Here is a 15,489-nt window from a genome sequence, read left to right as displayed (position 1 = left end):
CTATCGCGGTTTCGCTGGTCATGTCGTTGCATGTGGGTGGACACTTATTTTTGTTTCAAACTATTTTTTATTCCATTGACGTATTCGTCGAGTTGCGCACTTGGTTTGCCGAAGGTGTAATCACACTGCATTTGGCAATTATCAACCTGAATCTTCATAGCGTATTTTTCACAAAGAGCATCACATTCAGCTACTGTGTAGCCCGATGTTTTTTCCGAAGGATTCGCGCTTGTTGAAGCAGAACTTCCATTTTCAGTCAAAGTGTTCCGTAAATCTATTTTCAAGAAGTCCGTTATCGAGTCGTCGCCATAATAACCGAGCCCTAAAAGAATATAATCTATTTGCGGTGTATTTTCTGTTTTTTCAAATAAGACATAACCTTCAATTGAATTTTTTGGATATATAAATTCGTTATTGGAATAAATCAATGTACCGCTCTGGATTATATCATATTTGTCTCCATTAATGTCAACAGCTTTTGAACGTTTATCCGGGTCCAAAGGCATGAAATGTAATTTTTTAGAACCTTTATTGGTGATGTTTAAATCCACTCTCAATACTTTCTGGCTCATGTATTCAAAATATTCGTAAGATATTGTGGATGCCTCAATATTATTATTCACTGCAGTTATGGCTTTATTTATCATACTTTTTTCAGAAGGGCTCTGTTGTGTTTGTGTTGTTATATCTGTACTCGTAAGTTTATCGTTACTTTGCGTAGTATTCTTTGAAGTATCCGATTTTTCTCCAAAAATAGCCCCGATTACAATAAGTACAAGAAGTGCAAGCCCGATTTTCTTTAGTATTCCCATACAATCCACCACTCCAACTTACTTTTTATACATCCAAGTTCCCGAATGCAAGTTTTTGGTGCTCTTTCTTATCATCACTATCTTTCTTTTCTGCGCCTTCAGTATTTGCATTTGCATCTTCTTTTTTAGAAACTGCAACCGGAATGTTTTCTATTCCAAGAACATGGAATTCGTTTGCTTCCTGCATCTTGAATTTTCTGTTGAAATCGCGGATTAATCCGTCGATGTCCATTTTTGTTTTCTCAAGCTGTGCAACGATTCTCTGCTTTTCGAATTCCAAATCTTCGGCTACTGTGTACGGTTTTGTCGCGCGCTGAAAATCGTCCATTTCAATCATGGAATACCTGGTTTTACCCATATCCTTTGCAACGACTTTCACAACATCGCCAAGAAAATGATTCAGCGCTATCTTTACTTTTGACGAAATCATCTTGTTTGGGGCATATGCCTTTATGTGCCTTACAACCGTTGCGTTTGGAAACGGAAGCGATTCATCGCATATTTCTTCATCAACGACAGGAGCCGCCGGAACGCTTTCAATAGCATCATCTTTAATGCTCGAAATTATTTCTTCTGCTTGTTTTTGAGCCATAATATCACAAGAGTTTATTGATTAGTTAGTTTTAAATATGTGAAAAAACGAGGTTTAAATCTAATCCCTTTTTATATTTACGACTTAAAGGAAATGAGTTGCTCGTGTGAGTACGCACCAAGATTATTGCATCTAGTATAGATTTATAAATCTTGTGCGTAAATAATAGAGAACTCGTACAGAGTAATTAATGGTGATTAAAATGGCATCAGCAAAACCGCACATGAACATCGTGACAATTGGACACGTTGACCAGGGTAAATCAACACTGGTAGGCAGGCTTCTTTGGGATACTGGAAATGTTCCTGAGCAGGAAATGAAGAAAATTGAAGAGAAAGCAAAGGAATTGAAAAAAGAATCATTCAAATTCGCATTCTTAATGGATACTGTAAAGGAAGAGCGAGAACGCGGCGTGACAATAGATATCATGCACCAACGATTTGATACCGCAAACAGATACTTTACAGTCATTGACGCTCCAGGGCACAGAGACTTTGTAAAGAACATGATTACTGGCGCATCACAGGCTGATGCGGCAATCCTTGTTATTGGAGCAAAGGATGGCGTGATGCCGCAGACAAAGGAACACGTTTTTCTCATAAAGACACTGGGTTTGAAGCAGCTCATTGTTGCAATAAATAAAATGGATGATGCAGGTTTTGATGAAGGAGTCTACAACAAGACAAAAGAAGACATCATAAAGCTTTTGAAATCAGTTGGCTTTAAGACTGATACCTTACCTTACATTCCGCTTTCTGCATGGACTGGAGATAATGTTGCAAAGAAATCTGAAAAAATGTCATGGTATACAGGTCCGACACTTCTTGAAACACTTGATAAATTGGAAGTTCCGGCAAAACCAATAGACAAGCCGCTTAGAATTCCGATTCAGGACGCTTATACTATCACAGGCGTTGGAACAGTTCCAGTTGGTCGAGTGGAATCAGGAACACTTAAGCCAAATGACAAATTGATTTTCATGCCTTCGGGGAAAATCGGTGATGTAAAACAGATTGAAATGCATCATGAGGTAGTTCCTCAGGCAACGGCAGGTGACAACATCGGATTTAATATCCGTGGCCTTGCAAGAAATGATATTGACCGAGGAGATGTGGCGGGTCATGTAGATAACCCTCCGACAGTTGCTGAAGAGTTCACAGCGCAGATAATTGTTCTGCAGCATCCTTCAGTCATAACAAAAGGATACACTCCGGTGTTTCACGCACACACAGCACACGTGTCATGTACCATAACTGAAATAGTTAAGAAAATGAATCCTGCAACAGGAGCTGTTGAGGCAGAGCATCCGGATTTTATAAAAGCCGGAGATGCAGCAGTTATCAAATGCAAGCCACTAAAGCCTTTTGTTATTGAAAAGCAGTCTGAATTCCCGCAGCTTGCGAAATTCGCAATAAGGGATATGGGAATGACAATTGCAGCAGGCATGGTGATTGATGTTGTTCCTGCAAAGAAAGCAGGAAAATAAGTTATATGAGCCACCATGCAAAAACGAGGCGGAGTTTATTTTTATGTCCGCGCGCAACGGCAATTGCGTTCGGAAAACAAACAAAAAAGGATAGATATTTATGCAAATCGCAAGAATACGGGTCGCAAGCACAGACTACAAGAAATTGGAAGAACTGGTCCACTCAATAAAGGACACAGCCCAGAAATTCGGCGCATCAGTCACAGGACCGATGCCGCTTCCGACAAAAAAGCTGAAAATTGTGACCCGAAAATCACCTTCTGGTTCTGGAGCAGCAACATTCGAGCGCTGGGAAATGCGAGTGCATAAGCGCGTAATTGACGTTGGAATTAATGAGCGCGCACTAAGGCAAATCATGCGAGTAGAAGTTCCCGAGGGCGTTAATATTGAGATTGAGCTGAAGGAATAATTCAGTACTTTTCTTTAAAAATATCTCCTGACAATAAGGCTGTATGTTAGTGCATACATCTCTTCCATATATCGAAGATGTCGAAGAAGTACTTGATAGTTAACTGTATTTTGAATAGTCGCGCATTATATAAGCGCGTTTTGCCAATAAATTAATATGGCGGACAAATACATCGGCGCGAAATTTCTTTCAGATAATCTTGCCAAAAGAAAAGCAGATTCACGAAAGGGCCAGAACGGCCGCGTTCTTGTTGTCGGAGGCTCAAGGCAGTATTTTGGTTCTCCCGCGCTTGTCGCGCTTTCTGCTTTGCGCACAGGTGCGGATTTGGTTTATCTTCTTGTGCCGGAATATATCGCGCCGACAGTTGCATCATATTCTCCTGATTTGATTGTATGGGGGTGCAAAGGAGAATATTTGAATGATTCGGCAATGCCTTTATTTCGTGAACTTCGCGAAAAAACAGATGTTATGGTAATCGGAAATGGCCTGACGAAAAAACCCGATGTTTTGAAAGTTGCAGAAAAAATGATTCGAGAATACAAAAAGCCGTGTGTGATAGACGCCGATGCAATAATTGCAGGCGGCAGCGGGATAAAAAATGCAGTCTATACGCCGCATGTCAAAGAATTTGAGAGGCTTGCTGGTCGCGCATTGCCGCAAGATTTCGGCGCGCAAAAATCTCTTGTAAATTCAATTGCAGAAAATTTTGATTCTACAGTTTTGCTGAAAGGCAAAATTGATATCGCGTCTGACGGAAAGATTATGCTTTTGAACAAAACCGGAAATTCCGGAATGACCTGCGGCGGAACAGGAGACACGCTTGCGGGCGTCTGCGGCGCGCTTCTTGCGCAGAAAAATTCCGCTTTGAATTCAGCCATTTGCGCAGCACATATCAACGGCGCGGCTGGAGATTTGGCGTACAAAAAATTCGGAAATTCGCTGATTGCGTCGGATATTATTACAGAACTCCCAAACGTTCTAAGAACTATTTAATTATTTAAACGTGATGTTGTATTTTTAAAGTTCATTAACTACACGTTTTTTATGGCATTGTCTGTAGATGAACTGAATTCTCTGATGGCTCCATATTCGGGTCGCACAGAAAATTTGAAGCAGGATATTGTACGTCAGATAGGTGTATTCAATGCAGTATATGATGAAATTCTTAATGCGGACGTAGTTATTTTAAACGCAGAAGGCAATTCTAACCTTAATGCATCAACAGAGTTTGTTCGATTGACTCAAATGGGGTACTGCGATGTGTATGAGACAAATTATAAATTCACTCCAGGTATAAGAGTTCTTTCTCAAAAAGGAAAATGCGTTCTTTTATCTATTTCAGGTTCTGGAAATGAAAAAATCGCAGAAAAAGTAAAGACCATTTATAAAGATAAAGAAAAATATGGCATTGATTTAGATTTAACGTCACTAGGAATAAGTGCGAGTCCAGAATCTCCTCTAAAAAAAGTATGTGATGTCGGAAAATATTTCGTTATAACCGCCAACAATAAATTCTCGGATGCAAATAATGAAGATTTATGCCATTATATGGGTGAGGATTCTGAAAAAGAGTCACAGATACTTCTAAATATTATTTGCCGTTTGGTTGCTAAGGAAAAAGGAATAAGTGAAGCAATGATGAGGGAAGGCCATAATCCATGGTTCTAAGTTTATGGTGTGGACCAGCATTTAATTAATTCTTCCACGTATCTCTTCTTCTAATTTTCTCGCATCTAGGAGAATGTCTTTTGTAATGATGTCTTCATCAATAACCAGTGTGGGTGAGCCCATTACCATGCAGTTCAGGGATTCTATCCTTCCGTCGTCTGTTGATATGTCAAAGAATTTCAGAGTATCCAGAATATTGAATTTTGTCAGAACTTCTTTTACATTCTTCTTTGCAGCCGGGCAATCCGGGCAAGTCGGGGATTCGAAAAATTTCAGTTCCATAATCTCACTCTTTAAAATTGTTTCATAATATTTAATAACTTATTTTGTCTTTATTCCCTGAACCCTTATGCTGACAATGGATGTTATCATTTCAGCGAAATCTTTTTCTGAAATATCATTCGAGTCCATAATATCCTTTGCAGCCGGATTGCTTGCAGCAAGCTCAACAGGATAAGTCGATTCGCTTATGATTTTCACTTCGTTAAATCCAGCAGCCTTTATCGCGTTCAGATATTCTTCTTTCATTGTTGCCCCCGCGAGGCACCCGATATACGCATTTATTGATTTTTTTATGGACTCCGGGAGCTTTTTCAGAAGAACTATGTCTGAGACCATCAGGCGCCCGCCAGGCTTCAGAACACGGAATGCCTCTTTGAAAACACCATCTTTATCAGGAGAAAGATTTACAACGCAGTTTGATAGGATTGCATCAACATAATTATCTTCTATAGGCAGGTTCTCGATTTCACCAAGCCGGAATTCCACGTTTTTGTAATTGCCTTTTTTTGCGTTTTCTTTTGCGCGCGCAAGCATTTCCGGCGTCATGTCAATGCCGATGACGCGGCCGGTTTCTCCGACTTTTTTTGCAGCAAGAAAACAATCAATTCCGGCGCCGGAACCAAGGTCGAGAACTGTTTCACCCTTTTTTAAAGACGCCAAGGTAACGGGATTTCCGCATCCAAGGCCAAGATTCGCGTCTTCTGGAACTGAAGAAAGATCATCGTCCGCATATCCTACGCTTTTACTGACGTCAGTTATAATTTTTGCGCTTGAATTTCCGCAGCACGGAAACATCGGGCTGCAACAGGATATTTTATTTTTAGCAATCTTGCCGTAGCCTTCGCGCACAGCTTTTTTTATCTCTTCATGTTTTTGTTTCATACAGGTCACAATTTAGTCTAAGAAAATCTTAGTTATATGAATTGATGCAATGAAAGAACCCTGCCGTAGTTTTATCAGCTTTCAGCGCGCGAATATTCGTTAAGTTTATTAATATTTTTCCAAGGTTTGTTCATCCTCAGTTCGCCCCAAGCTGGCTCAGCCTTGCACCAGAATAATTTGCAGTCCTGTTGTTGAATTCTGCGAACTTATGCGGCTGCCAGAATGCGCCCTTGAGCGATTCTTTTGACTGGTTTTTTCTCCAGTTGAGTATTGCTTCTACAGTTCCGACAGCGCTGTAATAGCCCACAATCCTGCTGTTTACCACAAGGTCTTTTGGGCCTGCGCCGCATTTGCAGTGAGAAACAACGCCTGAATGCGATGTTTTGCAGGTGTTGCAGACTGTTATTTCGCGCGTGAAAGCAAAATAGTTTGTAAGCGACTTGTCAAGGATTTTTTTTGTCATATCCCAGAGAGCGTCAGGATCCGGATTTGTTTCGCCAAGCCATATGTGCAAGAGATTTGATGGCGAAAGTGCGTGGAATGGCGCCTCGTTTTTGACTTTGTCAAATACTGACAATCCCGAATTCACATTTACGTGAGTGAAGTTCGAATAATATCCTGCACCAATTTTTGGATTTCCCTGAATTACTGCCTTTCCGTTGAATTTCTTGTAGTCGTCCTGTGCGAATTTGCCAGGCATAGTTTCTCCGGGTTGTCTCCAGAATGCCATGTTCAAGCCAGTTTCTTCTGACAATTTCTTTGAGTAGTTTAGCATATGCATGAGCAGCTTCATCGCATAGTTGTGGGCATCTTTGCTTTCATGAAGTTCGTAGCCTGTATGTGCTTTTGTGAATTCGTTCATTCCGCAGAAGCTCATAAGATAGCTCTGTTTTTCTATGTCAAAGTATGGGGTGTTGTCTTTTCCGCGCAGCCTTGGCTGAGTGAGGAATGGCGCCACCCCTGTTGCGATGATTTTTTTCATGAATTCTTTCTTTGCTTTCATCACTTCTGCAAGAAGATTCATTCTGCTTTCAATCATTTCATATACCTTTGCATCGTCTCCGCCTGCAAGATACGCGATTCTTGGCAGGTTGAATGAGCCGCACTGAAGCGCACCCATTCCAAGAGTTCCCTGGCGCGCAAGCTCGAAGTCATCCGGGCTTTCTGACTGAAGCACGAGCGAGCAGCAAGATGTGCATGCTACTTCATCGTCGCTGACATTCTTTACATTATAGATGTATGGGCCGCCGAATTTTGCAACATACTTCATCAAAGGCTCAAAAACATATTGCTGAAGCTCAGGGTCGCTGAACCATTCGGGTTTTATTCCTATATCATCTTTCATCCAGTGGAACATTCCGCCGTTGGAATCCCCGCGCGTTGATTCGTAAAGATAGGCATACCAGAATTTCAGTACATATTCTTTGTAATCTGCATAAGAACCTTTTACTACCTGGCCGCCCGGAAGCACTACATCAGAATCCTCTGTAAGATATTTTGGAGGGACTGCGAAGTTGCTAAGAGATGAAAATGCCGCCTGGCTTCCTCTACCGACAAGGATATGATTTGGCTCATAGCGCATCATCTGAGCTGCCTGAACAATAGATGTCGGGATTTCAACGCCGCCAAGATTTTTTGTGCTTGGATTGTTTTTTGCAGAAGCTTCAAGGTAAGGGCCTAGTTCCCAGAAAAGATTTCGAAAGCTTTGGCCGCCGTTCCAGTTCCTGCTTGCTGCTCCGAGGAATTCGCACACCTGCCTTATTGCGACCTCAAGATTTTTTGGAGGCCTTGAGACATTCACATGCTTTCCTGTGCCGTCGATGTACAGGCCGTTGCGGAATATGAAACGCGCGCTGTGCTGGTAGCAGAACGGCCTTCCCGGGTAGTCTCTGTCATGGATGTAGATGTCTGCATTCATATGGGAGTAGGCTGGGTTTCCCCACTGCGTGTTGAAGTTGTAAAGCGTTGAGAATGAATACTGCTCGTTTATGACATCTGCCATTGCCTTATGGATGAACTCTTCTGACGGAACATGATTACTGTTTTCAGAATTATAGCTGAAGAACAGGTTTTCCACATCTTTTATTGGCAGCCCGAGAACGGATAGCCTGTTTCTTGTGGCAAAGTCGCCCTGCTGTATTGCGTGCGCACACATAAGTTCTCGAAGCATTCTTGTTGATATCTCGTGCAGCCTGTTCTGTATGTACAGCTTGTTCAAGTCCGCCATTATGAGCTGTGTGTAGTATTCAGCGGTTTCCGGATCTAGGCCCGCTTCATTTATGTAAACATCATAAATCTTTTTTGGAGTGAACTCGCTAAGTTCCTGATTGCTTGTCCTTATTTTTGGAAGCTTCAGCTCGGTTCTTAGAAGCGTCTGCTGTTTTTCAATACTGCCCGCACTTATATCCCCATCACTCATAATATTCCTCTCCAAAAAGAATTTTAACATTAAAAATTATATTTTAATAATATGTTCTTTTGCATCCTTACAGCAATTTGTCGATTTCTTTCTTGAACGATTCGACGTCTGTGAATCGTTTATATACTGATGCAAATCTGATGTATGCGACTTCATCAAGCGATTTTAGCTTCCTCATGACGACGGTACCGATTTCAGAGCTTTTTACTTCGTGGGCGTCTTCATGCCTTTGCCTTATTTCTGATTCTATTTCGCTTGCGAGTTTTTCTATTGCTTCGTGCGTTATCGGGCGTTTCTCACATGCATGTAGTATGCCGCGCCTGACTTTTTCCCGATCAAATTCCTCCCTGTTTCCGTCTTTTTTTATCACAAGTAGTGACGGAAGCTCGATGCGCTCGTAGGTAGTGAACCTTTTGGAACATTTCTCGCATTCCCTTCTTCGCCGGTTTATGTTGTCTTCTGATTCGCGCGAGTCAAGGACTTTTGTTTCTGAATGAGTGCAAAAGGGGCATTTTATATCAATCACCATATATGTTGGATATGAAATCAGCAAATCGGGCAATATTGGCGGGATTTGCGCAATTTCATTGAAAATCACCGGCATTTTTTACGCAATTTTCTTTTTCAGCAACGTTTTTTGCTCAGTGTTGTGAAAAACGCCTAAATACCATATATGGTGGTTAGCTCCACTCATAACAACCATATGTTGTGTTATATAGAATCTTAAGTATATATACTTTTTGATACTGAACGATATATTTTGTGAATTCTATTTCGAAAATTATTCTTTCAATATGTTGTGTTGTTCCAATCGAATAGTTGCTGCTGTCCTATGACGCGCGACATCGGTTTAATGTCTGAAACAGGATATTTTTTGCTCAGCTCCACAATTTTTTGCTTCATGCGGTGGCGCACCATAAATCGTTCCATTTGCCAGTTTGTAGCCATATAGCTCACAAAAGAACTGGTTTTGCGCGCCTTATATATGTGCGCCCTACACATTGCCGATAGAACGTCTATTCATTCAGTTTCTTCTTAATCTCCTCAAGCCTGCGCTGTATGTCATCAAGTTCATCATCCTGCGAATGCACCGTTTTGTCGCTATTTTTCTCCGGCGCGTTTTGCAACATTTGGCTTGTTGGCGGTTTCTCCTCGGCGTTTTTAGGCATCGAAAGCTCGGGTTCGTCTTTAATCTGTTCGGGCTGTTCATTTTCAAAGTTTTTCGGAATCTGTACTTTCGGCTCCTTAGGTGCAGCCGGCTTCCACGTAAGTTCCTGCGGAATTATATCTTCCTCAACTATTGCGCGCCCTTCAACAATCTTTTTGTTCAGTTTCATCAATCCCGCCTTTGCAGCATATGCGCCAGTAGCAAACACTGCTAAAGTAACTGCATAAACAGCATAATTCGTCTTGTTTTCTTCCGGAGCAACAGAATCAATTAATCCTTCGGCTTCAACTGCTAAATTATATGCACTGGAATAATCTCCTGTTTTATAAGCAATTTCAGCATCTGCAACTTTTTCTTTTGCTTTTGTATTGCCTGCAGGAATCTTTTGCCTGACTTCGTTTATTTTTTCATATGCCTTTATTTTGATTTCCAGTTCTTGTTGCGCAGGATGTGCTACAGTTGTATTAGTATTATTCACAATTACTGGAACAACAACAGTTGCATTTGCAACAGTCGAATTTGTTTTATTTTCCACAACTGTCAGCGTTCCTCCACCGCCACTTCCGCCGCCGGAATGTGTAGTTGGCGGCACTACGGCAGAAGCTATACTAAAGGTATGTTGTAGTGCCTCTGCATTAACATTTCCAATAATATCGTTGCATAAGTAATACAAACTATAGGTTCCGGCAGATACGGGATAAATGAACGAATGGTTTGTTTCACCGGTGTTGGTGAAATTAGTTCCGTCTGCATATACAAATGATGAGTTTGTTGAATATCTGCATGTTGCGTTTTCATTTGTGGTTATATTGACGGTTGTTGATATTGTTCCTGCTGCCAATGCCGAGCCGTTCACAGGAAATACGACAGTAATTATGGGCGCAGTAATGTCGGAAGTTGTCTTTGCAGTTGAATTAACCCATGTTGTGTTGATGTTTCCAATATTGTCCACGGTTCTTGTCTGTATCTGATACCCTGTGTTTCCAGAAAGCCCTATGGCATTGTAGTAATTCAGGGAAATATTTTGTTTCCATGTGCCGTTAAGCCAGACTTCAACGTGGCTGAAGTCTGCCGCAGGGTTTGTCCAGTTCCAGTAAATCCATGTGTCGCCGGATGACTGGTTTGCAAGGTTTGTTATTGTTGAAGGTGGAGTTGCATCTATAGTCAGCGTGTAATTGCTGTCCGCAAACGACGAGTTGCATGTATTGTCATAAGCCAAACAGTTCCATATATATGAGCCGTCTGCCAGAGTATTGAACCATTGGCTTGAATTGCTTGTTCCGCTAATATTGGCTGTGCCGTTTGATTGCCATGTCCCTGAGAAGTTGCCGTATAAAGTGAGGTTCACAAGTGGATTACCAGCTGAAGCGAAGCAGTTGAAGGTGACTGTGGCATTGTTTGTCGCCAGATTGTTTTGTGGGATGTTTAAGGAAACTAGGGTGTTGTTGGTCATAATAGCTACTGCTTCGAACCAAATGGATGCGTCTTGAGAGTAGTAGTTTGTAACAACATTGGATACATTATGAACACGGTAGGATACCAGGCCGTTATATGTTCTATTCCTCAAAGGTGCAAATACTGCATCATTCTCGGCATTGCACGACGCCCCATTGAGATTACATAGGTTCGCAATATCAAGTTGCCCTATTTCCCATGACTTCGTGTCCGTGCACTTATTGCAACTGAATAGTACCTTAAAACCGGTATTTGCAGGAATTGTGAAATTAACTGACTTGTTAATTGCTCGGAATGCAGTTGGTGATAGCGATGTATTGGATGCAAACACACCGGAATCTATTGCGGTATTGTTTGAATAAATTACGCGATAATCTAAATCGGCGTCTGGAGAACCATAAAACACCCCAAATATCCTTGTTATTGTGTAACTCTTGTTAAATATAAAATACTGCCCACTTTCTTGTAAAGGAGAAATATCTAAAGAAGATGTTTTTTTGGAAAATTGCTGCCCCCACCCCGTCCCATCATCGAATAATAAAAAAAAGATAGATTCCGGACTATTAACACCACCCGAACCAGTACTCTTCACCCACGAAACACCACCATAATATCTCGCGGAAGTAGTATATTTGCCCGTATGTTCATTGTCTAAATAATTATAGGGTGTCATATTGGCTGCTTTTGCACCTGTATTGCTAACCACAAACGGACGTATGTAATTAGATGATGATACATTAGGATCATTAGACCAAGATACAATACAATAGTTATCTGATTGATTCATAGTAACTGAACCAAAACCAGATAAATTTCTCCAACTCCTCATTAATCCCCCATTTTTTGTGGTCCATGTGACATTATTTTCAAAATACTCCACGGGATCAAAGTTCTCGTCCGCAGTCGCCAATCTCGTTGTAATATTAATTGATGACCCATATTCCCCGTTTATAACCCATATTTCAGATATGTTTTTTGTTACGGGTGCCTGGAAACAAGTAGCAACCTTAGACACATTATCATCAATAAAATCTGAGTATCCGTCGGAAGACACCCACATTTCATTGCCTATGATCGTTATCGGTGCTACAGAGTAATTCAAAGTTACAGTTCTTATTTCAGAAATATTCATGTTGCCTGCGCTGTCGTTTGCATATACTCTATACATTATCATTCCGGTTTGATTGGTCATATTCAGATAGAAATTTGTTGTTCCGGAGCCTTGCATTGTGTAATTGTATGATGTGCCGTTGTTCCATTCCAGTAAGGAGACATTTCCTGCCTCGTTTAAAGTTATGTTAACAAATTCCCAATTTTCTGGTCTATTGTCATTGTTTTCCCATGTCGGGGAAACAAAAGTTATTGTCGGCGGCGTTGTGTCGGACTCAATCCCGCCGAATATGTCGTATGTTGTCGGGCTTGAGAACGTCATCTTTATCTTCACATGAGTCGGGTCAATGGCCCACCAGTCGATGTTCTGCGAAAGAGTAACGCCATCACGCTTAACTGTGATGTTCGAGCTGTTTGCAACGTAAATTGTCGCATTTGTGCCGTTGGTGCCGTCTGCGGTTATCGTGCGATTTGTGCCGGAAATGTTCATCAGGAACGAAGATATTTTTTGCGTTGAGTTGAGCCACTCATCTGAACCGTAAGTGAAATATTTGGCATTCAAGAGCATGATGTATTGCATCTTACCCGAGGTCAGGTTGTATCTGTTGAACGCTGTGTCTGCGTCGGTCGCAGCCGTTGCGTAAGTGGAACTGCCGCTTCCAGAGTAGATGTAGTCTTCGTAATCAGTTGAAGTGACCTTTACTGCGTTTCCGTTTCCTGTGACCGACAGGTTCGCCGGTGTTTTTTCGGTTTCGTTTCCATATCTTGAGAGCAGGACACTCACGCAGTATAGCGTAGTCGTTGGGCCTGTCCTGAAATACACGACGGGGTTGAAAACCTCGGAGTCAGTATTGTAACCTGCAATTCTTCCGACATGCTTTGTCACCCTTATTTCTGATGCAGGTGAAGAGAAAAGATGCGCTTCCACTTTGTTCCCGTACGGGTTTGTGGTGTTCCACTTCACAGAGTTCGTGCTTATTCCTGTTTGGGTTTCATCCTTGTATGGCAGGGACAGCCAGTCGTAGTATGTATCCCCTACGGAGAGGTTTAAATTAACCTCGCCCATTATTGTAATTTGGGTTTCATCAATGACAAGCGAAACATCATTCGTAGTCGAGTAGTTTATCTTGTTGGCTGCGCCCTTTGTGAAGTTCCCTGAGGGTATGTCTCTTAGGTAGTAGCTTGTGTTGGCGCTGAACGGGATAGTTCCCAAATACGTAGCGTTTATGTAGACTGAAAGGTTGCCCGGGGCAGAGACGTTCGCTAGTGTTACCAAAAGTTCTGCGGATTTGCCGTCAAACGATGTCGGCGTAATCATGTGAACTGCATCGACATCGCCGGCAGTGACATTTATATCAATATCTGTTAGATTCGTATATTGTTTTGTAGGCGTTATGTTTAGGCTCGTCGGCCGGAAGATGTTCCTATACGTCCATGTTTCGCTGCTCTCCATCCGGTCTATAACGATGAAATAGTCCTTTGGATAAATGATTGCCCGGCTATAGCCGATAGGGGAGGAAAGAGTATATGTTGATGTATCTTTTACGGCTGTGATAGTCACATCTGCGTCTATGAATTCTATCCAGGGTGTCTGGGCAAAATGCTCAATAGAAATTGGCGTTTTCAGGCCCGAGGAATCGCCTTTGTTAATCCCTCTTGCTGTGCTGTCCGCCCATGAAGACGAAGCAAAGGGGGACCTCGGATTCTCAATGGCAATAACGTTATGGTATGTTTCGTAATCTCCATAATATCTGTCCAAGATGTGCTTCTCCTCTCCCCCATCGGCAAGAAGCAGATCGCCCCTGCTGTAATACTCGAAGCTTAACTGGTCGTGATGAGCCATATCCCGGTTGCTATTCGAGGTAATATTCCATGTGATAAAAGACAGCCAGTCGCTGTCATTCAGCCAGCTGCCCCTGAAGACCTGGTATTGGGCTTTAGAAACATCAGAATCCATGCGGCTCGTCCATGAAGGATACTTCCGCTGGATTTCGGAGTAATTCTGGTAAGTGAGGTAATAGAAGCCGTTTGCATAATATCCGAGTGTGCCTGAATACGGCAATATGCTTAAATTATCAAGCATCTCCAGATGGTTGAGGACATAAGACTTATAGTCGCTGTCAAGGAGGTTAATTATCCCTTTAGAATATATTATTTTTCTATTGCCGTCAGTAATATAGTTGTTATGGTAGTGGTTCGGCATAGACTCCCAGATTTCTGATGTGAATGCATTTTTGGCAACCGGGTAGTCGTCCAAGGCATTCCTGTTGAGAAAATGGCTGTACGCTTGGAGCCACCACATAAAGTTCTCAGCGACATATCCTTTGTAAGCGCCGTTTAAATGCTTGCCTGAATCTGAAAAGCCGAAGGACATCACAGACCTGTTGAAGATGTGCAATTTGTCGTCTACGAAAAGATAATCAGTCCCCACTTTCAGCCAGTCAGAGGGACCGGACACGAGAGTTATGCTGTTCGGATTTGTATAGTCATAGAGTGCGAGGGATGCAATGCCGACAGAAGGATATGCTTTGCCGTGGTAATCCGCAAAAGTAACATAATTGAGGTATGTGCCGTTATCATTGAGGTCCATGTAGACCACATCTGTCAGGTTGGCCAATTTGTCACGGATGATGGTGTCATTTGCAGGGTCAAGGTATGGCTGGGTCCAGTCATATGCAAAGGAATAGTCCTCCAAAGCATCGGATTTGTCGATATCGTTGGATATTAAACCCACGCCTATGTTTAAGAGAGCCTCCTTGGCTTTTTCAGCATAAGACTCATTTTTAGTTATTTGATAAGCCAGTGCCAAATCTCTTGCGAAAGCGGCCCGGTATAACATTCTATCGTAATAAATCCATCCTTCAGCAGAAAAGTTCCGCGCAAGCGATGCAATTGCGGAGTTGATAACGCTCTTTTCCCACCCAAGCCACGGCTCTTCTGTCCTATGTTGGTAACCCGGTGTTTCGCTTATGTTGGTGAACAACAGCGACGGGTGCGGGACAGAGATGTTGGTTGAGTTCATATATACCCACCGTAACACAGTAACGTTCCAGTTGCCTGCAGAGTCGTTTGCGTAGACTTTGAAAGTGTAGTTGCCCCGCGGGACAAAAGTCTTGTTCCTGTACCAGTTCATTCCTGAGCCCTGCATGGTCTCGTTCTTTATGCCAGCCCACTCGAGGAATGCAAAAGACAGGTTCTCTGTTGAC

12 protein-coding genes are annotated in these 15,489 nt (G+C 42.1%); 4 read left to right on the top strand and 8 right to left on the bottom strand.

Features of this window, described 5'->3' with window-relative positions; translation table 11 throughout:
• Positions 1-44 precede the first annotated feature (44 nt).
• Both KKB09_04565 and KKB09_04560 read right to left on the bottom strand, forming a co-directional pair.
• Complete coding sequence (locus KKB09_04565; protein MBU4300468.1) at positions 45-812, bottom strand: hypothetical protein; 768 nt, start codon at positions 810-812, stop codon at positions 45-47.
• Between the two features lie 25 nt (positions 813-837).
• Positions 838-1,404 (bottom strand): hypothetical protein, encoded by a 567-nt coding sequence (locus KKB09_04560; GenBank protein MBU4300467.1) that lies wholly within the window; start codon positions 1,402-1,404, stop codon positions 838-840.
• Positions 1,405-1,606: 202 nt separating this feature from the next.
• Between KKB09_04560 and tuf the strand changes: the two genes are divergently transcribed.
• From tuf to KKB09_04540, 4 genes are all read left to right on the top strand, one after another.
• The gene (tuf, locus tag KKB09_04555) at positions 1,607-2,890 is read left to right on the top strand and encodes a translation elongation factor EF-1 subunit alpha (GenBank protein ID MBU4300466.1); all 1,284 of its coding nucleotides are present in this window, start codon (positions 1,607-1,609) and stop codon (positions 2,888-2,890) included.
• A gap of 100 nt (positions 2,891-2,990) precedes the next feature.
• Entirely contained in the window at positions 2,991-3,299 is a 309-nt protein-coding gene (rpsJ, locus tag KKB09_04550) for a 30S ribosomal protein S10 (protein ID MBU4300465.1), read from the top strand.
• Positions 3,300-3,455: 156 nt separating this feature from the next.
• The gene (locus KKB09_04545; GenBank protein ID MBU4300464.1) at positions 3,456-4,292 is read left to right on the top strand and encodes an NAD(P)H-hydrate dehydratase; all 837 of its coding nucleotides are present in this window, start codon (positions 3,456-3,458) and stop codon (positions 4,290-4,292) included.
• A 51-nt stretch (positions 4,293-4,343) separates the two neighbouring features.
• Positions 4,344-4,967 carry a hypothetical protein gene (locus KKB09_04540; GenBank protein ID MBU4300463.1) on the top strand — a complete coding sequence of 208 codons (624 nt, stop codon included), beginning with the start codon at positions 4,344-4,346 and terminating at the stop codon, positions 4,965-4,967.
• A gap of 21 nt (positions 4,968-4,988) precedes the next feature.
• Here KKB09_04540 and KKB09_04535 read toward each other — a convergent pair whose 3' ends face one another.
• The 6 genes from KKB09_04535 to KKB09_04510 form a co-directional block, all read right to left on the bottom strand.
• A complete protein-coding gene (locus tag KKB09_04535) occupies positions 4,989-5,249 on the bottom strand; it encodes a thioredoxin (GenBank protein MBU4300462.1) in 261 nt (86 codons plus the stop codon).
• A gap of 39 nt (positions 5,250-5,288) precedes the next feature.
• Complete coding sequence (locus KKB09_04530; GenBank protein MBU4300461.1) at positions 5,289-6,131, bottom strand: arsenite methyltransferase; 843 nt, start codon at positions 6,129-6,131, stop codon at positions 5,289-5,291.
• A gap of 136 nt (positions 6,132-6,267) precedes the next feature.
• On the bottom strand, positions 6,268-8,550 hold the full coding sequence (locus tag KKB09_04525) for a hypothetical protein (GenBank protein MBU4300460.1): 2,283 nt from the start codon (positions 8,548-8,550) through the stop codon (positions 6,268-6,270).
• 67 nt (positions 8,551-8,617) lie between these two features.
• Positions 8,618-9,067, bottom strand: coding sequence for a transcriptional regulator NrdR (nrdR, locus tag KKB09_04520; protein MBU4300459.1), 450 nt, complete (start codon positions 9,065-9,067; stop codon positions 8,618-8,620).
• 272 nt (positions 9,068-9,339) lie between these two features.
• Positions 9,340-9,498, bottom strand: a complete 159-nt coding sequence (locus tag KKB09_04515; protein ID MBU4300458.1) for a hypothetical protein — start codon at positions 9,496-9,498, stop codon at positions 9,340-9,342.
• Between the two features lie 68 nt (positions 9,499-9,566).
• Entirely contained in the window at positions 9,567-15,431 is a 5,865-nt protein-coding gene (locus KKB09_04510; protein MBU4300457.1) for a heparinase II/III-family protein, read from the bottom strand.
• Between the last annotated feature and the right edge of the window lie 58 nt (positions 15,432-15,489).

The organism is Nanoarchaeota archaeon (assembly GCA_018897155.1).
Lineage (GTDB): Archaea > EX4484-52 > EX4484-52 > EX4484-52 > LFW-46 > LFW-46.
This window is presented reverse-complemented; position numbering and strand designations above follow the sequence as displayed.

Coding starts and splice junctions, on each gene's coding strand:
- KKB09_04565 (MBU4300468.1), bottom strand. CDS start 812: ATGGGAATACTAAAGAAAATCGGGCTTGCACTTCTTGTACTTATTGTA.
- KKB09_04560 (MBU4300467.1), bottom strand. CDS start 1,404: ATGGCTCAAAAACAAGCAGAAGAAATAATTTCGAGCATTAAAGATGAT.
- tuf (MBU4300466.1), top strand. CDS start 1,607: ATGGCATCAGCAAAACCGCACATGAACATCGTGACAATTGGACACGTT.
- rpsJ (MBU4300465.1), top strand. CDS start 2,991: ATGCAAATCGCAAGAATACGGGTCGCAAGCACAGACTACAAGAAATTG.
- KKB09_04545 (MBU4300464.1), top strand. CDS start 3,456: ATGGCGGACAAATACATCGGCGCGAAATTTCTTTCAGATAATCTTGCC.
- KKB09_04540 (MBU4300463.1), top strand. CDS start 4,344: ATGGCATTGTCTGTAGATGAACTGAATTCTCTGATGGCTCCATATTCG.
- KKB09_04535 (MBU4300462.1), bottom strand. CDS start 5,249: ATGGAACTGAAATTTTTCGAATCCCCGACTTGCCCGGATTGCCCGGCT.
- KKB09_04530 (MBU4300461.1), bottom strand. CDS start 6,131: ATGAAACAAAAACATGAAGAGATAAAAAAAGCTGTGCGCGAAGGCTAC.
- KKB09_04525 (MBU4300460.1), bottom strand. CDS start 8,550: ATGAGTGATGGGGATATAAGTGCGGGCAGTATTGAAAAACAGCAGACG.
- KKB09_04515 (MBU4300458.1), bottom strand. CDS start 9,498: ATGGCTACAAACTGGCAAATGGAACGATTTATGGTGCGCCACCGCATG.
- KKB09_04510 (MBU4300457.1), bottom strand. CDS start 15,431: ATGCAGGGCTCAGGAATGAACTGGTACAGGAACAAGACTTTTGTCCCG.